At 34.7% G+C, this 24197-nt stretch carries 17 protein-coding genes; all 17 read left to right on the top strand.

Translation table 11 applies throughout. The features are described 5' to 3' along the window. Nucleotides 1–24: 24 nt before the first annotated feature. The 17 genes from RB618_RS12900 to metQ all read left to right on the top strand — a co-directional run bounded on the left by RB618_RS12900 (nt 25) and on the right by metQ (nt 23831). A complete protein-coding gene (locus RB618_RS12900) occupies nt 25–1527 on the top strand; it encodes a PKD-like family lipoprotein (RefSeq protein WP_308069097.1) in 1503 nt (500 codons plus the stop codon). A gap of 73 nt (nt 1528–1600) precedes the next feature. Further along, the gene (locus RB618_RS12895) at nt 1601–2470 is read left to right on the top strand and encodes a thioredoxin fold domain-containing protein (RefSeq protein ID WP_308069096.1); all 870 of its coding nucleotides are present in this window, start codon (nt 1601–1603) and stop codon (nt 2468–2470) included. Nucleotides 2471–2476: 6 nt separating this feature from the next. Next, on the top strand, nt 2477–3949 hold the full coding sequence (locus RB618_RS12890; RefSeq protein ID WP_308069095.1) for a retropepsin-like aspartic protease: 1473 nt from the start codon (nt 2477–2479) through the stop codon (nt 3947–3949). A gap of 27 nt (nt 3950–3976) precedes the next feature. After that, nucleotides 3977–5359, top strand: a complete 1383-nt coding sequence (locus RB618_RS12885) for a TlpA disulfide reductase family protein (protein ID WP_308069094.1) — start codon at nt 3977–3979, stop codon at nt 5357–5359. 11 nt (nt 5360–5370) lie between these two features. Then, nucleotides 5371–8187 (top strand): insulinase family protein, encoded by a 2817-nt coding sequence (locus RB618_RS12880; protein WP_308069093.1) that lies wholly within the window; start codon nt 5371–5373, stop codon nt 8185–8187. A gap of 143 nt (nt 8188–8330) precedes the next feature. Then, entirely contained in the window at nt 8331–10376 is a 2046-nt protein-coding gene (locus RB618_RS12875; RefSeq protein WP_308069092.1) for a cytochrome c biogenesis protein CcdA, read from the top strand. Between the two features lie 639 nt (nt 10377–11015). Further along, nucleotides 11016–11312: a hypothetical protein gene (locus tag RB618_RS12870; RefSeq protein WP_308069091.1), complete on the top strand. Its 297-nt coding sequence runs from the start codon at nt 11016–11018 to the stop codon at nt 11310–11312. A gap of 101 nt (nt 11313–11413) precedes the next feature. Further along, nucleotides 11414–13069 carry an ATP-binding cassette domain-containing protein gene (locus RB618_RS12865; RefSeq protein WP_308069090.1) on the top strand — a complete coding sequence of 552 codons (1656 nt, stop codon included), beginning with the start codon at nt 11414–11416 and terminating at the stop codon, nt 13067–13069. 2 nt (nt 13070–13071) lie between these two features. Continuing rightward, complete coding sequence (locus RB618_RS12860) at nt 13072–14424, top strand: biotin/lipoyl-binding protein (protein ID WP_308069089.1); 1353 nt, start codon at nt 13072–13074, stop codon at nt 14422–14424. A 1-nt stretch (nt 14425) separates the two neighbouring features. Next, nucleotides 14426–15823 (top strand): TolC family protein, encoded by a 1398-nt coding sequence (locus tag RB618_RS12855; protein ID WP_308069088.1) that lies wholly within the window; start codon nt 14426–14428, stop codon nt 15821–15823. Nucleotides 15824–16366: 543 nt separating this feature from the next. Then, nucleotides 16367–17170, top strand: coding sequence for a DUF2490 domain-containing protein (locus RB618_RS12850; protein WP_308069087.1), 804 nt, complete (start codon nt 16367–16369; stop codon nt 17168–17170). Nucleotides 17171–17259: 89 nt separating this feature from the next. Next, nucleotides 17260–18381, top strand: a complete 1122-nt coding sequence (gene nagA, locus RB618_RS12845; RefSeq protein WP_308069086.1) for an N-acetylglucosamine-6-phosphate deacetylase — start codon at nt 17260–17262, stop codon at nt 18379–18381. 156 nt (nt 18382–18537) lie between these two features. After that, a complete protein-coding gene (locus tag RB618_RS12840) occupies nt 18538–19752 on the top strand; it encodes a hypothetical protein (RefSeq protein ID WP_308069085.1) in 1215 nt (404 codons plus the stop codon). Continuing rightward, nucleotides 19743–20771: a hypothetical protein gene (locus RB618_RS12835; protein WP_308069084.1), complete on the top strand. Its 1029-nt coding sequence runs from the start codon at nt 19743–19745 to the stop codon at nt 20769–20771. The genes RB618_RS12840 and RB618_RS12835 overlap by 10 nt, the downstream gene beginning before the upstream one ends. A gap of 506 nt (nt 20772–21277) precedes the next feature. Beyond that, on the top strand, nt 21278–22309 hold the full coding sequence (gene metN / locus RB618_RS12830; protein WP_308069083.1) for a methionine ABC transporter ATP-binding protein MetN: 1032 nt from the start codon (nt 21278–21280) through the stop codon (nt 22307–22309). Continuing rightward, entirely contained in the window at nt 22302–22955 is a 654-nt protein-coding gene (locus RB618_RS12825) for a methionine ABC transporter permease MetI (RefSeq protein WP_248727742.1), read from the top strand. Before metN ends, RB618_RS12825 begins: the two co-directional genes overlap by 8 nt. 63 nt (nt 22956–23018) lie before the next feature. After that, on the top strand, nt 23019–23831 hold the full coding sequence (gene metQ, locus RB618_RS12820) for a methionine ABC transporter substrate-binding lipoprotein MetQ (protein ID WP_308069082.1): 813 nt from the start codon (nt 23019–23021) through the stop codon (nt 23829–23831). Nucleotides 23832–24197 lie beyond the last annotated feature (366 nt).

Genomic DNA, 24197 nt, shown 5'->3' with positions numbered 1-24197 from the left:
TATTTAATTTAAAAATATACTATCATGTTTAAAAATATAAAGATAGAATTTGCCCTTTTCTTACTGCTGTTTCTAAACTGGGGCTGCGTAAGCGATGAAGGGACTTATGATTATAATGCTATAAATGAATTAAATGTTAAAGGAATTGAAGAAGAATATATAATTTATAATGGCGACCCGTTCCTAATAAAACCAGATTTAAATCCAACGATGGATGATGGCAGCAATCCAGATCGCTATGAATATGAATGGGTAGCAGTTAACCCAAGTAAAATAGCATCAGAATCTAGAACAATTATAGCAACAACAAAAGATTATGATGATGTTGTAAAGTTGCCACCTGCAAAATATACCGTTTATTATTTTATAAAAGATAAAGTAACAGGTGTAAGATGGCAGCAAAAACCTTTTACCTTAAATGTAGTTTCTTCTATTTACGAAGGCTGGATGATTGTTGGTGATGTAGACGGAAAAGCACGTTTAGATATGGTGTCTCTAATTCCTGGAGGAGCAAGTATTCGTATCATAAACGATGTTTTAGCTTATTCTGGATCAGCATTAAAACTAGAAGGAAAAGCAGTAGATGTAGATTGTTTTGGATCGGCAGTGCCAACTACTTCTCCTACATATGGTATTTACGTTACGGCATCAGAATCTGGAACGGCAAGACTTGATCCTGATTCTTTCGGCTGGGTTCCAACCCAGAATATAGCTTATGAAACAATTGGCGGTGCGCTTCCAAATAATTTTGGTGTCGATTTTATGAAAGCCGTTGGTTTAGGAAGTCAAAACTTTCTTTACAGCAATGGAAATATTTATTATTATAATAGAGCAACGCAAGTTAGATATGGGCTGCCGCAAAATAAAGTGGAAACAGAACCCAAAAGCTTTTACGCAGCACCTTTTATAGCAGAAAGTGTCGTATCGTCACCGTATAATCCAGTATTTTTTGATCGAGATTTACATCGTTTTTTACGTTTTAATGACTCAAAAGGTTCTTGTTCCGCAATGCCGCCGCTTGTAGGTTCTTCAACTGTTTTAGATTGGAATAAAACTAATTGTGATTTGGTGTATATGACGAGTTCCGATTATAATCAAGGGGAAAGTTTTGCTGTGCTAAAAAATCTTACAACAGGAAAATATCACTTGCTTCGTTTTTCACCAACTTTAGCACAAACGTATTATAAAGAAATTCTAAATGCACCAGATTTTGATAAAGCAACAAAATTTGCCGTAAGTCCAGACACTGGTTATTTATTTTATACTGTAGGAAACAAATTGTATGAATATGATAGCGGAACGCAATCTGCAAAATTGATGTTGGATAAAGGAGCTGACGAAATTACTTATATAGGTTTCAACAGGAGAGGGAAAAAAGAAATTGTCAACAAACTTATTGTGGGGTCTTACAGCACAACAGGAAAATTAGAATTGTATACAGTACCACCTGTAAATGGAGATTTGATTCTTGCTAACAGTTATTCAGGCTTATGCAAAATTGTTGATGTTACGTATCGAGTTAGATAATTATAAAACCTAAAAACAAAACCGAATGAAGTGTAAAATTCATTCTTCATTCGGTTTCTAAAAACCACATTTTATGAAACGTTTTTTTAAAATTGCAAGCGCAGTTCTGCTGCTTGCCTGTCCGTCTATTGCCTTAAAAGTACAAGCGCAATCCACTCAAGAAAGTTGGGAACAAGCTAAAAAACAAGCACAAACAGAGAAAAAATTGATCTTTGTCGATTTGTATTTTACAGGCTGTATGCCATGCGCACAAATGGACAAAGAAGTATTTCCAGATCCAAAAGTTGCTGCAGTTTTAAATGCTGATTTTGTCACTTTCAAATCGGATATTTTGAAAGAAGAAATCGGTAAAAAGCTATGCATGAAATATGGCGTTACAGGATTTCCAACTTTTTTATTGATGAATGCCGATGGAAAAATAATTGACATTGCAGGCGGTTTTCATAATGTAGAGCAATTTACTGTACTGCTTCAAAATGCAAAAGAAGCTGCCAAAAAAGGAAATTTCAAAAAGTATAGCCCAGAAATTCAAGAAAAAGATTATCCTGATTTTTACAAAGAAGCGTATTTAAACGGAAAAAGAAATGTTCAATTTGATGTTATCGATACGTATTTAAAATCTAAAGATGCTTCTGATGAAATTTCTTTTGTAATTATTACAGGTTTAAGAGTTGGTAAACAATACGATGATCCATTTCTTTTAGCAAGTAAAAAATTAGCAAAAGATTACGGAACATGGAATGTGACAACTCATGTATTCGGTATTTTACAGCGTAAGAAAAAAGAGTTTGAAAAAAAGAACGATTTAAAAGGATTTACAGAATTGGTAAATGACTCCAAAGAACTTTATACGCCTGAAGAATTTGCAAAATATTCGGGTATTTTATTGAAAGATTTTGGAGTAGAAAAAGTTGTAGTGAAACCAAATACAGCACAAAAGTAATTCGATATGAGAAAGATACTATTCTTTTTAATATTCATTTTTGGCTGTACGATTCAGGCTCAAAACAGCATTCAGAAATCTATTAAAACTTTCGAAAAAGCTTTTCAGAATAAAAATTATAATGAAATTAAGGATCTTCTAGCGCCGCAATTTACCGTTGGCGTTGGAGATGCTTCTTCGAACGAATTTTATCTGAATAGTATTTTTAAAGCATTTCCAGCTTTAGACTCAATTCAGATTGGAAAATCTGTCGCGATTAAAAATGAAATTTTTGTCTTGGTAGATTTCTGTTTTAATGGAAAAGAAAAAAAGCCGTCTCAAATTGTTTTCAACTCAGAAAATAAAATGCTGTACGTGACTTTTTTTGATTCTTTATACAGAGTTGACCGACATGCGCAAGTAAAAGAAATAGCAAGCATTCCGTTTCAAATTATCGAAAACGGAATCGCCATTAAAATAAAACTCAACAAAGGCGACCGCGAATTTTTAATGCTTTTTGATACGGGTGCCGACGGAATGGCGCTCAACCCCGACAGCGCTTACAAAGCTGGAGTTGTCGTTACCAAAAGTAAATCGGCATCTGTAGTTGGCGGAAGTCAGCAAGTGGATTATTCTGCAGATAATACCATTTATATTGGCGATCAAGTTCTGAAAAATCAAGGTTTGGTTATTTTTCCAAAACATGGCGTTTACGACGGATTGTTTGGTGCAAACTTGTTGAGGAATTTTATCACATCGGTGAATTTTGACACGATGACAATTGACTTGTACAATTTCGGAAATTTTAAGTATTGGGGAAAAGCGAAGCCATTAGTTTTTGATTATAAATCGGGACTTCCGGTAGTAAAAATGAATCTGACCTTTGAAGATAAAAAAACAGTCGATGGCAGTTTCACTTTTGATACTGGAGCAGGTTACGATCTTATAGCTTACGGACCTTTCAACCATAAAAATAATCTCGAAGCAAGTTTAAAAACCGAATATAAATCGGTCAATTTCAGTTTAGGGAAACAAACGGGAATTGTTGGTGGCGCTATTCCAAATGTCGGTTTAAACGGAAACAATTTTCCAAACGTAACAATTGCTTTGCAGGAATATGACGAAGCAAATAAAAACTGGGCTTTTGCCGATGGTTCTCTCGGAATCGACTTAATAAGACGTTTCAATTTTACAATCAATTTATTGGATAAAACGGTTTATCTAGAACCAAACAAAAATTTCAAAAAAGCGTCTTCTTTTTATTTAAGCGGACTCATTTTGGAGTTTGACGAAAATCAGAATCTTTTGGTAAAAAGAATTATAGATCAGGAGAATGAAGATTTGAAAAAAGTAAAAATTGGCGCAAAAGTCACACAAATCAATGATTTTGAGACCAAGGATTTATTGAATCCTGAAATTCTTAAAAAGCTGAAAGAAACTAAAGAAAGCAAAGATTTTATTATAGAACAAGGAGATCAATCCATGAGAATTTCAATTTAAAACTATCAACCAAAAAACAAAGAAACAATGAAAAAACACATTTTTTATTTCATTTTTACCTTCATCATGGTTCAAATGAGTTTTGCTGCAAATCTTTCAGAATATGCAGTAATTAGAGGAACAATTTCAATTCCAGATTTCAAAGCAAAAGAAGTTACACTTTACAATGTTGAAGATGGAAAGCCAGTCGTTGCTGCTACCGCAAAAGTTAATTCGCTGGGGGAATTCGGCTTTATGACACCAGTTTCAGCTGCTGGCTTTTATTATGTAGATTACGGGCAATTTAAAAGCAGAAAACAATTAATTCGTTTGTATCTGGAACCTAAATTGGACATTAATTTGGCGGTAAATCAAACAAGTTATGTTTTAAGCGGAAAAAATATTGGACAAAATGCTTTGGTACAAAAAGCAAACGAAATCTACAATGAGTTTGCTCCTTTTGCCCGTTTGGGTGAAAATATCACGTATGTGCAATTTTATCCATTTATTGATAAAGGTCTTGCTAAAGCAGATGAATTTTCAAAATCGATTAAAACAAAAGATGCTAGTTTCAATAAATTATTAAAATTAGCTGTTGCAACAGATGTAGAAGAACTAACGTACACTTTTTTCAGAATGCCAAGAACCGCATTCCCAGACAAAGACGACCGCCCAGCGGTAATCAAAACCTGGATGACAGACAAGAAATTTACAGATCCAGATTTGTTGAAATTAGCAAATGGAGTTTCTTTGATGACCAATTATTTTTTCTATGTAACCATTAATGGTGGTGAGAAACCAAAACGTTTAGATTTAACAGAAGCAATTACTCATATTACAGATCCAGCTTTAAAAGATGCCTATCTTCGTGAAGAAGTTGCAACTTCTAAAATGAAAATTGAAGAATACGAAAAAGTTGCGCCAAGCATTAAACCTTTTATGATTTCTGATGCGAGCAAAGCATTTTTATTAGAATATGAAAAAGTGCTTCATAAAAGTGTAGGGCAGAAAGGTTTAGATTTTACATACAATGACATTAACAATAAACCGGTTTCCTTTTCAGATTTTAAAGGTAAATTTGTGTACATCGATTTATGGGCAACTTGGTGCGGACCATGTAAAGCTGAGATTCCTCACATGAAAAAAATCGAAGAAGATTATCACGGAAAAAATATTGTTTTTGTAAGTCTTTCGTTAGATAAACCAAAAGATGCTCAAAAATGGAAAGATTACGTTACCAAAGAACAATTAAAAGGAATTCAGTTAATGGCTGATAAAGATTTTAGTTCTGATGTAGCTAAAAACTATGATGTAAATGCAATTCCGAGATTTTTATTGTTTGATCCAAAAGGAAACATTATCAATGCAGATGCACTTCGTCCGTCAAATCCAGAGTTGAGAGAACAACTGGACAAATTATTGAAAGGTTAATTAATAGCTTTATGAAATACAGCAAAAAAATATCAGTTTTACTGCTTTTTATCGGAAGTTTAACTTTCGCGCAAGCGCAAAACTTTAAAGCAACAGATCCAATTGCAGTCAACCAGAAAATAAAAAAAGGAGTGCTGCCAAACGGAATGACGTATTATATTTATCCGACAGATGTCAATAAAAATACGGCGAGTTATTATATCATTCAAAACGTTGGTTCAATTTTAGAAAACGACCAGCAGAAAGGTCTGGCGCATTTCTTGGAACACATGGCGTTTAACGGAACGAAACATTTTGAAGGGAAAGGAATCTTGAATACGCTTCAAAAACAAGGAGCTGTTTTCGGGAGAAATATCAATGCATATACAAGCACAGACGAAACGGTTTACAACCTAGACAATATTCCGTCAAAAGATGGTGGAGTTATTGATACTTGTTTATTGGTTTTGCACGATTGGTCTAATTTTTTATCACTTACAAATGAAGAAATAGATGCTGAACGTGGTGTAATTACCGAAGAATGGCGTACGAGACAAAATGCAAGAGCTAGAATTTACAATCAGTTAGCGCCGTATTATTACAACAATTCGCTTTATGCAGACCGCATGCCAATTGGTGATATGGACATTGTAAAGAACTTCAAATATCAAGTTTTAAAAGATTTTTATAAAGATTGGTATCGTCCAGACTTGCAGGCGATCGCAATTGTAGGAGATATCAATGCAGATGAAATTGAAGCAAAAATCAAAAAACTTTTTGCGGATATTCCGACACCAGTAAATCCTAAAAAGCGTTTTGAAATCGCGATTCCAGAAAGAGTAGAACCAACTTTTAAATTGGCTTTAGACAAAGAAATTTCAGCTTCAAACATTAGTTTTATGATTCGTCATACAGCTGAAAAATCAACAAATACTTATGCTGAATTAGAAAAATCTACTCAAAGAAGCCTTGCTTTTTCTATCCTAAATAATCGTTTGGCAGAACTGGCGCAGAAACAAGAATGCCCATTTAAAAGTGCTTCAATTGGATATCAAAACTATACTCGTTTAAATGATATTTGGATTTTGAATGTTTCTCCAAAGCCAGAAAAACAAGCCGAAGCTTTTGCAATGGTAATGAACGAATGGGTTCGTGCGTATAAATTTGGTTTTTCTAAAGGAGAAATCGAAAGGGCTGTTGCAGAAAACATTTCGGGTTACGAAAATTACTTAGAAAAGCTAAATGAGATTTCGCATAAAGATGTTATCGGAATGGTAAAAGATGATTATCTAGATCATGAAGTTATTGCCGATCCTAAAGCAGAATTTGAAATGGTTAAAAGCATTTTGAAAAATCTAGATACCAAAATTCTTCAAGAACAAATCAGTAAGTTATATACGGCGCAAAATCGCGTTGTAGCGGTTACAGGTGTAGAAAGCGAAAATAACTTAACGAAGGAAAAAGCTTTTGATATTATTCAGAAAGCTGAAAATGATGCTTCGTTACAGCCTTATGTGGATACTTTTGAAGGAAAAACACTTTTAGGAAATCTGAAAATCAATTCAGGAAAAATTGTTTCAGAGAAAAAAGAAACGGCAATCAATGCTACCACTTTTGTATTGAGCAACGGCGTAAAAGTGCACTATAAATTTGCCGATAAAAACAAAAAAGAAGTCGAGCTTAAAGCCGAAAGTTTTGGCGGAACTTCATTGTACGAACCGCAAGATCTTCCGTCAATTGGACGTACGACAACTTTGGCCATGATGTCTGGAGTTGGCGAACTTTCGAATGTTGATTTAGATAAAGTTTTAAAAGGAAAAATTGCCAATTCTTCTGTAAGTATCAGCTCGCTTAAAGAAACCGTTTCGGGTGCTGCAAATGTAAAAGATATCGAAACGATGATGCAGTTGGTTCATTTACGTTTTGTGCAGCCAAGATTTGACAATCAGATGTATGCACTGTTAAAGCAAAGACTAGAAAATTCGCTTAAAAACAGAGCAAATGATATCAATGCAAAAATGGATGATAGTTTATCTGTTGTGGTTTATGGAAAAAACAACCCGAGAGTACAGCCATTTAATCAAAAATATATCGACGGTTTATCTTTTGATAAAATGAAAGCTTTCTATCAGGATCGTTTTGCAGATGTTTCAAACTTCGAATTTTATATTGTTGGAGATGTTACGCCAGAAGTTTTAAAACCTTTGTTAGAAAAGTATATTGCAAGTATAAACGGAATTAAACGTAAAGAAAAATTTAAAACAGATATTCCGAAATGGACATCAAATAAAATTGATCGAGATGTTTTCATTAAAATGGAAACGCCAAAAAGTTCTGTTCGAATTGCCTTTTTAAAAGATGTTGCTTTTTCTCAAAGAAACAGAATCTTGGTTTCCTATTTAAGCGATGTGCTGACTTTGCGTTATACTGAAAGTCTTCGTGAAAAAGAAGGCGGAACTTACGGCGCGCAAGTAAAAGGGAGCATTGATAAACTTCCAATTTCTAAAGCAAACCTTCAGATCAATTTTGATTGCGATGCTGATAAAGTAGAACATTTACTGCCAATTGTGTATCAGGAAATTGATAAAATCAAGAAAGGAGAAATCGCTGCTGAAGACATTGAGAAAACAAGAACTAACTATTTAAAATCGAGAGAAGACAGCAAAAATTTCAATAGTTATAGCATGAACTTGATTTATAATTATTTTGAGAATGCTTACGATATGAATGACCCAGCAACTTATGTTGATATTGTAAAAAGCATCACTGCAAAAGACATTAAAGAATTTGCTAATTCATTTTTAGATAAAGCTGATTCTATGGAAGTCGTTTTCAAACCATTAAAATAATCTGACCCCTTTATTTACTAGAGTTTAATTTGTATTTCCCTATCAAATAGTTATTTTGAATTAGTAAGCAATTTAGTTTGTATAGCGGATTACTTAGAGGGTTGTTTTTTGCTATTCAACCCTCTTTTTAAAGATTTTTACCCATGAAAAAGAATATTTTTTTACTGGGCTTTTTCCTGCTGTTTTCCATATTCGTAAAGGCTCAGATATACAATCCCATAAAATGGAAAACCAGTGTCGAGAAAATTTCTGATACTGAATACGAATTGCAGGCAAAAGCCATTATAGAATCGGGCTGGCATTTATACAGTCAGGAAGTTTCAGACGGAGGACCGATTCCAACTCATTTTAATTTTATAAAAAGCGCAGATTTTCAGATAACCGATGCTGTAAAAGAAGAAAAAGGAAAAACGGTTAACGATCCTGTTTTTAAAATGCAGATTAAGTTTTTTGAAAAAGAAACCACTTTTAGACAGCGTGTTAAGATACTTTCGTCCAAACCTTTTAAAATCATTGCTGAGGTTGAATTTATGGTTTGTAATGATGAAAATTGTCTTCCGCCTAGTTCAGACGAATTGGAGTTTGCTATTAGCCCTTCCGCGAAAGCGAAAACATTAATAGAAGCTGCTGTAAAAGAAGAAACAAAAACAGAAGCAATAGATTCTTCGGTTACTGAAATAAAAGAAAAAACAGAAGAAATTGTTCCTGCTGAAACTGTAAAAATACCTCAAAAAGAAATCCAAAAAAGAGAACCTAAAACCGAATCTAGAAGTTTATGGACGATTTTTTTATTGTCGTTTTTCTCTGGATTTGCAGCATTGCTAACACCTTGCGTTTTTCCGATGATTCCGATGACGGTGAGTTTTTTTACCAAACAAAGTAAAACTAAATCGCAAGGAATAAGAAAAGCCGTTTTTTACGGAATTGCCATTATTGCCATTTATATCTTTTTGGGAGCCGTTGTAACTTGGGCTTTTGGAGCAGATTCGCTCAATGCACTTTCTACAAACGTTTGGTTTAATCTGATTTTTTTTGTGCTTTTAATGATTTTTGCGTTTTCATTTTTGGGCGCTTTCGAAATCATGCTTCCAAATGCATGGGCAAACAAAGTTGATTCGCAAGCTGATAGAGGAGGAATTGTCGGAATATTGTTTATGGCTTTGGCTTTGGCAATTGTTTCTTTTTCTTGTACGGGACCAATTGTCGGAACTTTACTGGTAGAAGCGGCTTCGCGAGGCGGAATTGCGCCTTTTGTCGGGATGTTTGGTTTTTCTTTGGCCTTGGCTTTGCCATTCACCTTATTTGCCGCTTTTCCAGGTTGGCTGAATTCGCTTCCAAAATCGGGCGGATGGCTAAATTCGGTTAAAGTATTTTTAGGATTTTTAGAAATGGCTTTGGCGTTTAAATTCCTTTCTAATGCCGATTTGGTTCTGCAATTGCATTGGCTGGAAAGAGAAACTTTTCTAGCGATTTGGATTGCCATTTTTGGAACGCTGGCTTTTTATTTGTTCGGAAAAATTCAGTTGCCGCATGATAGCCCAGTTTCGAATATTAGCGTTGGAAGATTAGGACTGGGCGTTTTGGTTTTGGCTTTTACCATTTATCTGATTCCAGGTATTTGGGGCGCGCCTCTTAAAATGATCAGTGGTTTTCCGCCGCCAATGCATTACAGCGAAATTCCAAACGGATTAAATAATGCTTCTTCAAAAGAAGTAACGCAAAATCTGCCAGATGGAGCAGAGCTTGGCCCACATAACATAATGGCTTTTACCGATTATGATTTGGGAATGCAATATGCTAAAAAGATCGGAAAACCAGTTATGATTGACTTTACTGGTCACGCTTGTGTAAACTGCCGTAAAATGGAAGACAATGTTTGGTCTGACGAAAAGGTTCAGAAAATCTTAAAAGGCGATTTAGTTTTAATTTCGCTTTATGTAGATGACAAAAGAGAACTGAATCCGAGCGAGCAGGTCACTTCTCAGATAACAGGGAAAAAATTAAAATATATAGGACAGAAATGGAGCGAATTCCAGACGCTGACTTACAAAACCAATGCACAGCCATTTTATGTTCTAGTTGATCATAACGGAGAAACACTCAACGAAACATCGGCTTATAATCCAGATATTGAAGAATATTTGAATTGGCTTAAAAAAGGGGTTTCTAATTTTGAGAAAAGTTCGTAATCATAATTTTCACCTCTATTTTATATTTTTATGTTCCGTAGGAACATTTTATCGGTAGAAAATATATTATGATCGTTATTTAACATTCCGTAGGAACGTTTGAATTTTACGTTATTTTTTGCAATCCGCTATATCAAATGTTCCTACGGAACGTAAACGTAATTGCTCTTTATCTTTTTCTACCGACGAAAGATTCCTACGGAATGATTCCTTGGCGTAAGGCAAAAAAGCGGTTATCACGAAATGTGATAACCGCTTTTTTGCATATTTCCATGTTCCGCTAGGAACATTTCATCTGTGGAAAATAGAATTGCCATTGGTCTTTACATAATTCCGATAACCCTGTAAGAATGCCTTGTTAATATAATTTTAAAGTTTTGAATGATTCTAAATTCTAATGTTATTTTAATGTTCCAGAAAAAAATTGGCTCTAACTTGCGCGCTCAGAAAAAATTAAATAAACGCCTTAAATCACTGGGATTTTGAATCAAAATAATGTGATTTAGTTAAACTTTCAGCCTTTTTTAGAGTATGTTGAACAAAATTAAAAATAGCTTTTTATGTAAATGCCTTCAGGCGTTACTAGTCGGCTATTTTCTAATTAGCAGTTTAAACATTTCTAATAGTGTTGGGAGAATCTTGAGTGATAACGCAGAAACTTATACCGTAAAAGGCATTACTTGCAACTTCTTGAAAAAAATCTTTAAATGTGATGGAGTTCCAGAAGAATTGGAAGACTACAAAACAAAAGATACTAAAACGGCTAAATTGGCTAAAGGAATTCCTTTAATGGAATATTTAGTTTCATCAGAATCACTGATGCCTAATTTTTATTTTTTAAAAGAATCTGAAGGGAAAAAGTATATTGATAATACAATCTTCTCGTTTGGTTTTCATGGGAAAATAGATATACCGCCTCCTCGGTTGAATTCATAAATACTTGTTTTTTAAGGATTAGGGTGAAAATCTTAATCCATTAATGCGGTTTTTGCCGTATATTTATTCTATGTAATAATCTTGTATTTATACTTAAATTCATGACACCATTCAAACGATTTTACAACTTATTGCAGCTAGATAAGCGCGATGTGTATCAAATTATCTTCTATGCTGCGTTTGCAGGGATAGTAAATCTTTCTCTGCCTTTGGGAATTCAGGCTATTATTAATTTTATTCAAAGCGGACAGCTGAGCGTTTCGTGGATCGTTCTTGTGTTTCTAGTGACGGTTGGCGTTGGTTTTGGAGGAGTGCTGAACATTTTGCAGCTGCGTATTGTAGAGAATTTGCAGCAGCGAATTTTTGTTCGTTCTTCATTTGAATTTGCCTACAGAATGCCCTTGATTAAATTTAAAGAAATGTACTCGGAGTACGCTCCCGAAAAAGCAAATCGCTTTTTTGATACTTTGATGGTACAAAAAGGAACGGCTAAACTTCTATTAGATTTCTGTACAGCTTTTCTTCAGGTCGGTCTCGGAATCATTTTATTGGTGCTTTACCATTCTTTCTTTATGGTAATCGGACTCCTTTTTATTGTCATTTTATATGTCATTTTTAAATTTTCGTACAAAGACGGTTTAGAAACCAGTTTGAACGAATCAAAATTTAAATATAAAGTTGCAGCTTGGCTTCAGGAAATTGCTAGAAATAGAGAAAGTTTCCGCAGGAAAGGAGCTTTTGAATATGCTTTGGAAAGAAATGACGGCTATGTAACTAGCTATGTCAATTACCGCGAAAAACACTTTCAGGTAATGAAGAAACAATACATTCAGCTTACTATTTTTAAAGTAATTGTTACTGCTGCCTTATTATCGATCGGTGGTTTTCTGGTAATTCACCACCAAATGAACATAGGGCAGTTCGTAGCAGCTGAAATTGTAATTGTATTATTGATCAATTCGGTAGAAAAAATCATCTTCGGGTTGGAGTCTTTCTATGATGTATTGACTTCTGTCGAAAAAATTGGCCAGGTGACCGATATGGAAATTTCGTGCATTCCGCAGACTTCTGACAAAACAGAAAAAGGAATTAATATCGAAACCGAAAGTATCAGTTACAATTATCCAGAACACAATAAAAAATCCCTTAAGAATATTAATTTGAAAATCTCTCAGGGAGAGAAAATCATTCTTACAGGAACGAATGGTGCAGGAAAAAGTACCTTGCTGCGACTTCTTTCGGGTGTTTTAGAACCTGAAAGCGGCGCTATGTATGTGACGGATAATTATATGAACCGCCTTAACGAAGATACGTATAGAGCGCAGGCGGGAACACTTTTGCAAGGGGATACACTTTTTGCAGGAACCATTCGCGAGAATATTGTTTTTGGAAATGAAAAACTAAATAGTGATGATTTAAAATGGGCTTTAGATAATGTTGGACTAACGCCGTACATTAAAACTTTTGAGAACGGACTGGAGAATCAAATCCATCCCGGCGGTCGTGAACTTTCTGCTTCTGATGTTCAAAAGATTCTTTTGGCAAGAAGTATTGTAGGTAAACCAAATATCTTATTCTTGGAAGACCCAGTTGATAAAATGGACGAAATTACTTCGAGTAAAATTGTTGATTTTTTACTTTCTGACGAAAACGACTGGACAGTTATTGTAACTTCTAAAAATGATGTTTGGAAAAGCAAATGCAGTCGTATGATTACGATTGATGACGGAAAAATTATTAACGACATAAAGCTTTAATCATGCTCAACCTATCTAAAGATAACAACGTACTTATAACGCCGGGCAAATACAAATCGATTACAAGCGTTGCCCGAAGACCTCATTACGAAATTTTAAACAAAGTCATAATCGGATTTTTGATTTTTGGTGTTGCCTGTCTTTTTCTGCCTTGGACACAGAATATTTCGGGGACAGGTTCTGTTACCACTTTAAAGCCAGATCAAAGACCGCAAACGGTTCATAATGCCATTGCTGGACGTATTGAAAAATGGTTTGTGAAAGAAGGTGATTATGTAAAAAAAGGAGATACAATACTTTATATTTCAGAGATCAAAGAAGATTATCTGGATCCTAATCTGGTTGACAATACTAAACAACAAGTAGATGCCAAAAAAATGGCTGTAGAATCGTATGGCGATAAAGTAAACTCTCTTGATGTTCAGGCTCAGTCTTTAAACACAGAAAGACAATTGAAACTGCAGCAGGCACAAAACAAAATTCGTCAGTCACAGCTAAAAATAAAAAGTGACAGTATGGATTTGGTTGCGGTAAAAACACAGCTTCGAATTGCAAAAACGCAATTTGACCGTTCGACTGCTTTGAATAAAGAAGGTTTAAAACCAATGACAGATGTCGAGCAGAAAAGATTAAAACTGCAAGAATCTGAAGCGTATGTAATTACGCAAGAGAATAAATTGCTGAGCAGCAAAAACGAATTGATAAACGCAAAAGTTGAAATCAGTAGAATTACGGCCGAATATGCCGAAAAAATATCAAAATCGAGAAGTGATAAGTTTACAGCTTTAAGTACGCAATACGATACAGAAGCTCAGGTGAACAAACTGGAGAACCAATATACCAATTACAGACTTAGAAATGGTTTGTATTACATTACAGCGCCACAAAGCGGTTATGTAAACCGCGCTTTACTGGCTGGTCTTGGGGAAACAATAAAAGAAGGAACTCCTGTTGTAAGCATAATGCCATCTAAATACGATATTGCAGTAGAAACTTATGTAGATCCAATTGATTTGCCTTTGGTACACCGCGGAGCAAAAGTTCGCGTTTGGTTTGATGGTTGGCCTAGAATCGTATTTTCTGGATGGCCTGGATTGTCTTACGGAACTTACGGAGGTAAAGTGGTAGCGATAGAAAACTTCATTAGCCCGAACGGAAAATACAGAATTTTGGTTTCGCCAGATGGAGAAGATCGCCATTGGCCAAAAGAATTGAGTATTGGTGCTGGAGCACAAAGTATTGCATTGTTAGAAACCGTTTCGGTTTGGTATGAGATTTGGCGAAACTTAAATGGTTTTCCGCCAAACTATTATAATTCGGGAGAAAAAGAAGAAAAAGGAAAGGAGAAAAAGTAAAATGAGAAATCTTGTAAAATTGTTTTCTTTCTTATTTCTATTGAGTTTTTCTACACTGCAGAGCCAGAATTTTAATCAAGAGGAACTTACTTTTATCGAGTATTTGGGATATGTAAAAAAATACCATCCTTTGGTAAAACAAGCCAATCTTGAAGTTACAAATGCTCAGGCAAAATTGATGCTGGCTCGTGGCGGATTTGATCCGAAAATTGAAGTAGATTACAATAAGAAAGAATTTAAAGGCACAGAATATTATTCGTTATTAAACAGCAGTTTCAAAATTCCGACTTGGTACGGAATTGAAGTAAAAGCAGGTTTTGACGATACAGAAGGGCAATATTACAATCCGCAAAACAAAACTCCAGAAGCAGGTTTGACTTCTTTGGGAGTTAGTGTGGCTCTTGGTCAAGGAATGTTTATTAACCAAAGAATGGCCGATGTTAGAGAAGGAAAACTTAATGTAAAACTAAGTGATGCTCAAAGAAAACTTAGAGCGATCGAAGTATTGTATCAGGCAAGTGAAGCTTATTTTGAATGGAGAAAAAGCTACAATGAAGCCGAATTGTATAAAAATTATCTAGGTTTTGCCAGCACTCGTTTTGAAGGTGTTAAAAAGTTAATTTCGGCAGGCGATGCACCGGCAATTGATAGTGTTGAAGCTAAAATCACAGTTCGAAACAGAGAATTGAATGTTGAAAACGGAAATTTAAAATTAGCAAAAGCAAAACTGAAACTGGCTAATTTTTTATGGATAGAAAATGTTCCAGTTGAATTGGGAGATTTGGTGAAACCAGAGCAAAATTTAATTCAGACTATAGAAGAGACTTTAAAAACAGATGCCATGATGGTCGATGTTGAATCGTTGGATTCGCATCCAAAAATTCAGTCTCTGGAAACTAAAATGGATATTCTAGAAGTCAACCGCCAGTTGAAAGCCAATTCGTTGCTGCCGAAAATAAATGTGGGGTACAACTACATTTCAGAACCCAATTATTGGAATAATTTCAATGCCGATGATTATAAGTTTAATATCGATTTCAGTTTCCCGATTTTCTTAAGAAAAGAACGCGGAAGCTTGAAAATGGCAAAACTGAAAATTCAGGATATGCAGTTTGATATCGGACAGCAGCGATTAGAATTAAAAAATAAAATTAAAGCGCAACAAACCGAAATTGCTTCTTTAAGAAAACAGAAAGTCGTAATTGACAATCTAGTAAAAGATTATATGACAATGCTGAACTCAGAAGAAAAATTATTCTCGTTTGGCGAAAGTTCAATTTTCTTGATCAATTCACGAGAAAACAATTTGGTTAGCGCAAAATTGTCGCAAATAAGTTTAGAGAATCAGTTTTATCTGTCGAATGCCGAATTGTACAAAATATTGGCAAATCCAGATTAATAAATTTTGATAGTTGAAATTTATAGGAATCTAATATGTCGCTCCTCTGGAGCTTCTGAATGAGGGAGCATAGATTTTTAGCTATAAATATTTCGCTCTTCCAGAGCTTTAAAAAGTCCCAGCGGGAAGAAATATTTGTCGCAATAATTTTTTGATTTTTGAAAAACGTAAGATTGAAATATTTTACTCTTGTTGCAGCTATAAAAAGTGCCGGCGGGACTATGTATCGGTAGTAGTCCCAGCGGGACGAAATATTTATAGAAATGTATGTTTGATCTATAAAATAGCCCCAGAGGGGCGAAATGTCAGGTGTACACAAAAATAACAGTCAGCTTTGTACCTGTCTGCATTATAATAATTTTCAGAATTTGAGTTTAAAAAAGCTTTAGATATTTTTCTAAAGCTTTTTTGTTTTGAAAAAATGTTTAAAAAGCGGTTTCATATTATAACATGAAACCGCTTTTTTTAAAAGTAAAAAACTTCTTTATTTAAATTTGATAGACTTTCTTATTTCGAAGCCGTGTAATTTAATATTGATGAATTATGAGTTTATTAAAAAAGAGTTTTCTTGTATTCTGTTGCATCATCTTTTCTCAAGTTTTAAAAGCCCAAGACGCTCCTTATACAATGGGATTTATTCCAGCATCTATAAGCGAAGTTGACGTTGCATTTCCTCTGATAGAAAAATGGCATTTGAGCGGTCAGGCCGATATGCAACTCGTTACTCAAGGCGCTTACACAAACGGAAACCCTTTTGAATATACACAGCGTAAAGTAATAAGACCTTGGATTGTTTATTCTGGTTTTAAAAACATGAAGCTTTGGTTAGGATATGCACACAATCAGAAATATGCAATAGAAGAAGCTGGTAATTACAAAACTTTAGAAAATAGGCTTATTGTTATGGGAACCTATACACAGGAAATGCCCAAAGGATCTCTTTTTGAACAAGTGCGATTTGAAACCAAGTTTTTTGATGACAGAAACGGCAATCACCAGACGATACCCAGAATAAGAGCCCGTTTTGGGGTCAATCATTATTTAAGACAAAGCAAAGAAAAACCAATTTTTCTAGCGCCCAATATCGGGTATTATACCGAATTGATGCTGAAATTTGCTTCTAAAGATTATGCCGACGAAAATTTCGATATTTTCAGATTATCGGTTTATTATACTGCTGGAATTACGCCGAATATTCATTTCTTGGCAGGGGTAATCGGTCAGATGCAGTTGCGAACCAACGGAACCCAGTTTGACGTTTACTACGGACCAATGGTTTCATTAAAATACAGTGTAAGACCTAAAGAACGTGAAACTTTTGATAGTGTTGACGGAGGCGCGGATTAGCCAAATTATTTCTGACGATTTTAAAACAGTTTGTTTTGCTTAAAACTTATAATATTTAACTTTGGAACGTTATAAGAAATGAACCAAAAATGAAACAAGCGATTATAAATGCTGTTGTACACACAGGAGAAGAAATAATAGAGAATGGAGTTGTAGTTGTAGAAAACGGAACTATTATTTCGGTGCAGAAAGAAATTCCAAACGATATCAAGACAATAGATTTGGGCGGAAATCATCTTTCAGCAGGATTTATAGATATCCAGATTAATGGTGGAGAAAAGTATTATTTCAGTCAGACTCCAAACGAAGAAACCATTCAGGATATTTATGATGCCAGTATGAAATACGGCACAACGCATGTTTTACCTTGTTTGATATCTTCATCAAGAGAAACTATTTTAGATGGAATTAAAGCGGTTCGCAATTACATGAAAAAACATCAGAATGGCGTAATCGGAATGCATTTAGAAGGGCCATTTTTAAATCCGCAGAGACGTGGTGCACATAGCATTGATCAGGTACGAAAACCGACTGATGAAGAACTTCAAGAAATCATCAGTAAAGGAAAAGATGTTATCAAAGTGATAACGATAGCTCCTGAATGTTTTACAGAAAAACAATTAAATATGCTGATTGAAAGCGGTATTACAATTTCAATTGGGCATTCGACAATATCACATAAAGAAGTGCAACCTTATTTCGCAAAAGGAATAAATCTTGTAACACATTTATTCAATGCCATGACACAGTTCGGGCATCGTGAGCCAGGTTTGGTGGGAGCAGTTTTTGAAAATGAAGAAGTTTATGCTCCAGTAATTTTAGACGGCGTGCATTGCGATTATGCTGCTGCAAAAATAGCATACAAACTAAAACAGGATAAATTCTTCTTAATTAGCGATGCTACATTTTTAGGACGAAAAGTTGCCAATTTTAAATGGGATAATTTTGATGCGCACTTAGTAGACGGTTTTTACAGAAATGATGACGGAAATCTTGCAGGAGCTTCAATTTCAATGACAGAAGCAGTGCAAAATGCTTATAACCATTTGCATGTTTCTGCAGACGAAGCAATAAAAATGGCAACTACAAGAGTTGCAGCGGCAATTGGTATGCAAAATAAAGTAGGAAAAATCAGTTTAGGTTTTCCTGCAAGTTTTGTAGAGTTTGATTCGGATTTAACTACAATCAAAACTTTAGATTTTAGGGAATAGAAACTTTAAAACCTGATCTTTAAGTATAGTGGGAGTTTATTGAAAAAATATTTTCAGTAAACTTTTGATTGGTATTTTTCTTTCAATTTGCTTGTATATACAAAGTATGTTTATAGTTTTGCATGGATATTTAACCCCAAACCTACTGACATACTGATGAGAAAAAACACTCACTTTTTTGTGCTTGCCCTATTGGCAAGTATTATTTTGGGCTGTAGCGACGATGGAGATTCGTACAAGCCAAATTATCTGCCAAGTATTGATGCCACAGCTTTACCTGCAGAAAATAAACCAATGACCATGTTTGAGGATAACGAAGATCCTTCAATTATGTACAATAAAGCAGATCGCTGGTTTAGAGTTAATGAGCCGTTTCAAGTTATTCAAAAAGGAAAAGATTCTGTACAAGTTTCACTTTATTCTCCAGTTGGGCTGACAGATGTAAAAGTATATGCAAAACTGCCGAATTACGATAAGAAATTTTTGCTTTTTAGTTTTTCAAAAGTTCCTGCTTTTCACCGTTCATTTCATAAAATTCCTTTAACGGAACAGAAAAACGATTATTTATCGGAAACAGGAAATACTGTAACCATCGATAAAATTGAAGGATTTTCATCTGGAGCAATTGAATTTTCTATAGAATCAGAAGATCCTTTATTTAAGAAATTCAAAAAGATAAAATCGACGCATTTGGTTCAATTTCATGATGGCTACCATATTAATGAACTAGGGAAATTCCTTCCAATGAATCCAGCTTTAGCAAAAGAAGCAATCACCATGATTATCAACTACTCTTATGCGTTGAGTCATCCTTTGTATTATAGCACTTTTACCAATTTTGACAAATACAAACAGGAACAGGCTGCAACGGCTGGAACAGGTATAAACGGCGCATTAAACTGGCACGGAAATGCCGAAGATAAAGACGGTGTTTACGATTATTATTCTAAAGAAGAAATCGAAAAAATATACTGGAATTATCTAGATAAAAGAACCGTTTGGATGGCAATGGTTGGAGGAGATTCTGCTTGGGGCGGAGGAAATCTTGCATCGCAATGGGAATCGGGCTATGTAACTGGACATTGGGTTGGAGAAATGTCTGTTTGGTCACACGAATACTCGCATCATATTGGCTTTAGCCATAGCAGTAATTTAGCAAATAGCGGAGAAGGCGGAGGCCAGCAGGAAATGCTGACAGATTTTTATAAATACTTGATTCATTTAAATGACCTTCCATTTACAGATCCAGACGTTTTAAAAACGTATACAAAAACGGCTTACGTAAAAGGAACTTACAAAAAACCAGTATTTACCATTAATCCTAAAAATCCATTTTTACTTAAATATAAAGGTGAAGGAAAATGGAACTAAAATATAAACTACACATGAAACATATTCTGCCCCTAATTCTAGCACTTTGTTTGTTTACAAATTGCAGTAAAGACGACGCAGCATCTAAAGATTATACATACTATTATCCAACAGATGAAGCTTCTATTACTAACGAAAATATTCCAGGAAGTACAGAAGCTTTTGATCCAAAAGGAATCGCTATTGCAAACGAGAAATTGTATGTGATTAACGGAAATGTGCTAGAGATTTTTAATGCTTTGACATTGGCTCACATTAAAACAATAAAAGAATACACAAAAGGAACAACAACAATTCCTTTAACAAGTTTGACTTCAGTTTCTATTGATAATGGACGTATTTATGTAGGTAGTACAGAATCGAGATTATTTGTTTTTGATGAAATCACAAATGCTGGAATCAGCACGGTTGGAAACGGTCAGTGGTGGCAAACGTTTGTTCACGTTTTTGGTGTGGTAGCAAAAGACGGATTGGTATTTGTAAAAGAAAAAGAAAAGAGCATAAAGGTTCTTGATGCTACGCAAATTACAGAAACAAGCGATTGGAATTTAAAACCTATTGCCAAATTGAATACTTTAAACGGATATACAGAAGTGTATTCAATGGATATTTTTGACGGAAATCTAGTTGTAGCAGGAAGAGATGCAAAGAGTTATTTGTATTATAACATTGCCAACATTAAGGCTAATGCTGCCGCTTCGTTAACAACTCCTATTGAGCCGCAAAAAGTACAATTTGTAGATATCAAGCCTATTGCAGTATCGTTCAGTAAAGAGTGGGCAGTTACTTCAGAAAATGTAGGAAGTGCATCTTATTTAAAATTATATCCAAAATCGGAATTCAATAAAATGAATTACAAAGCGGTTTTAAGCGTTTCTGATATTTTAGGACAAAATCCGTTTGGGACTATTGTGAGTACAGCTCAGCTTGAGGATCGTATTTTCTTGTCGGATAACACCAATAAAAAAATCAGAGTAATAAAATTGAATAAGTCTGTAATTGCAGAACAGAACAACTAGTTTTTTTTAAATTCCAAATTTTTGAAATTCCAAATTCCAATTCCGAAGCTTCGGACAAATTGGAATTTGGATTTTTTTTTGAATTGAAATAAAATTTGGATTTTGAGATTTAGATTTTGGAATTTCGATTCTCAAGATTGGAATTTGGAGTTTCAATATTGGAACTTAAAACTTAGATTGGAATTTGGAATTTCTAAAATTGGAATTTAAACTAAGATTGGAATTTGGAATTTAGTGATTGGAATTTAAAAATAACCTACTACATTGATAGGTTAATAAAAGTTTTAATGATTTATAGCTAAAAATTGAAAATAACTATTTAAATTTGCACTCGCTATGAAGAAAGATAACCAGAAAATGAATAATTATTATCGTTGCAACATGATGTGCTATGCTGTTGCAATGGTATTTATTGATCTGGCTTAATATATAAAATGATAAAATTTATTTCGAATAAGCCTTTCAACTAATTAATGGAAGGCTTTTTTGTTTTTAAACTGTAAAGAATGATTGAATTAAAAAATGTAACCAAAACTTTTCATCAGAAAGACAGAATTGTTGCTGCTCTGTCTGATGTCTCTCTAAAGGTGCCTGAAGGGAAAATTTTTGGTGTAATTGGAACTTCCGGAGCAGGAAAAAGTACGCTGATTCGTTGCGTAAATTTGTTGGAAAGACCAACTTCTGGCGAAATTATCGTTGACGGAAAAGCTTTGATGCAGTTATCAAACGCAGAACTGGCGATTGAAAGAAGACAAATCGGAATGATTTTTCAGCATTTCAATTTACTTTCTTCGAGAACGGTTTTCGAAAATGTGGCTTTTCCGCTAGAATTGGCTGGAACGTCAAAAAGTGAAATCAAAACACGTGTTTTAGAATTATTGCAATTGGTTGGATTGGCAGAAAAAGCCAACGATTATCCGGCAAGCCTTTCGGGCGGACAGAAACAAAGAGTTGCCATTGCAAGAACTTTAGCCAATAATCCGAAAGTTTTATTGTGCGATGAAGCGACAAGCGCGCTTGATCCTGCAACAACAAGATCGATTTTAAATTTACTGAAAGACATTAACAAACGTTTGAATATTACGGTGTTACTGATCACACACCAAATGGAAGTTGTAAAATCTATTTGTGATGAAGTTGCGGTTATCAGTCATGGAAAATTAATCGAGCAGGGAAGTGTTGGCGAAATCTTTGCAGACCCAAAACATGAATTGACAAGAGAATTTATTTCTTCTTCTCTTCATATCGAAGTTCCGTCTGTGTATCAAGAAAAATTGCAAAAAGAAGACAGCGGAAATCTGAATCCGTTATTGAAACTGGAAATGACAGGAAAATCGGTTAACGAGCCTGTTATCTCAGAAGTTTCAAGACTTTTTGATACTGATTTCAAAATCGTCAGCGCACAAATGGATCAGGCAGGCGAAGTGAATTTTGGCGTTATGCTGATTGAGCTTTCAGGGAAACGCGAAAATTACGATGCCGCCATTCAATATTTTAATTCAAAACACATTAAAACAGAAATTTTAGGTTATGTCTGATTCACTTATAGATTTATTGTTAAAAGGAACATGGGAAACCATTGTTATGACCTTTGTATCGGGCTTTTTCGGTTTTTTGTTAGGACTTCCAACAGGAATTTTATTGTTCTTAACTCGTAAAAATCAAATTCTAGAACAGCCAGTTTTAAACAGAACATTATCGGTAGTGGTAAACGTTTTTCGTTCTATTCCATTCATTATTCTGATTGTTTGGATGATTCCGTTTACACGTGCCATTGTTGGAACATCTATTGGTGTGAGTGCCGCTTTGGTTCCTTTGAGCATTGGTGCAGCGCCATTTATTGCCCGATTGGTAGAAAATAGTTTGTTAAGCCTTCCTTCAGGATTAATTGAAGCAGCAAGAGCTTTGGGGGCAACTCCTTTGCAAATTGTGTACAAAGTATTATTGCCAGAAGCATTGCCTTCTTTAATCAATGCAGCTTCAATTACTTTAATTACCCTTGTCGGATATTCTGCAATGGGCGGAGCTGTCGGTGCAGGCGGTTTAGGACAAGTTGGATACCAGTACGGTTATATTGGTTATGATGCTGTAACAATGAATTCAGTTTTGGCTTTATTGGTTATTCTGGTATTCGTAATTCAGTTTGCTGGAGACAGATTATCAAAACGATTCGATCATAGATAAAAGTTAGTCGAAAGTCAAAAGTCAAATGTTTGAAGTTTAAAATTTAAAAAAGATATAATTATTATGAAAAGAAATATTTTAAAAATAGCTGGGGTTTTGGCTTTGGTGCTTGTTTTATCCAATTGCGGAAAAAGTAAAAATAACGATCCTCATTTTATAAAAGTGGGAGTGGCATCAGGACCAGAATTGAAAGTGGCAGAAGCGGCTAAAAAAGTAGCCAAAGAAAAATTCGGATTGGAAGTTGAATTGGTTTCTTTCAACGATTATGTTATTCCAAACGAAGCTTTAAGCCAAGGAGATATTGATGCGAATGCTTTTCAGCACAAGCCATACTTGGATGAACAATCGAAACAAAGAGGCTACAAATTGGCCATTATCGGGAATACATTTGTGTATCCTATTGCTGGTTATTCTAAAAAAATAAAAAGCCTTTCTGAATTAAAAAATGAAAGCACGATTATTATTCCAAATGATCCAACAAACGGAGGACGTTCTTTATTGCTTTTACAGAAAAACGGATTATTGAAGTTGAAAGATGGCGTTGGTTTATTGCCAAAAGTAACAGACATTGTTGGCAATCCTAAAAACTTAAAAATCTTAGAATTGGAAGCGCCTCAATTGCCAAGAGCTTTAGACGATGAGAATGTTTCTATCGCTATTATCAACAATACTTTTGCTTCTGCAGCTGGATTGGTTCCTTCTCGTGATGCTTTGTTTATTGAAGATAAAGACTCGCCTTACGTAAATTTGGTGGTAAGCCGTGAAGACAATAAAAACGAAGAAAAAGTGAAACAGTTTTTACAAGCTTTTCAATCTCCAGAAGTGGAGAAAGCAGCCGAGCAGGAATTTAAAGGCGGAGCGGTAAAAGGCTGGTAAGAAAATAGTATTTCCAATTAAAAGATCTCATTTGTTGAGGTCTTTTTTTTTGCAAAAAATATGGGTAAAGAACAGCTGAATATCGCAACCGTTAAAGTCAATTGGGGGTTGATACTTGGCTGCTTTTAAATCGAATAATCCAGCTGAATATGCCAATTACACCACTGATAACCCCTGAAATAAGTGTACTGAGTGGCGAAATTGGTAGCTTCTTTACCCATACTATTTTGATGTTCCATAACAATAGAAGATCAGTAATCACATAAAAATTCAATAAGTCTTTTTTGAATAAAAACTCTATTTCAAAGTTACTTTCAACAGCCCTTTTTTCTGTTATAGGATTAAATTTACAATTTATATAATTGT

The organism is Flavobacterium sp. LHD-85, from assembly GCF_030929595.1.
GTDB lineage: Bacteria > Bacteroidota > Bacteroidia > Flavobacteriales > Flavobacteriaceae > Flavobacterium.
The sequence above is the reverse complement of the archived record's forward strand: the minus strand, read 5'-3'. Positions and strand labels throughout refer to the sequence as shown.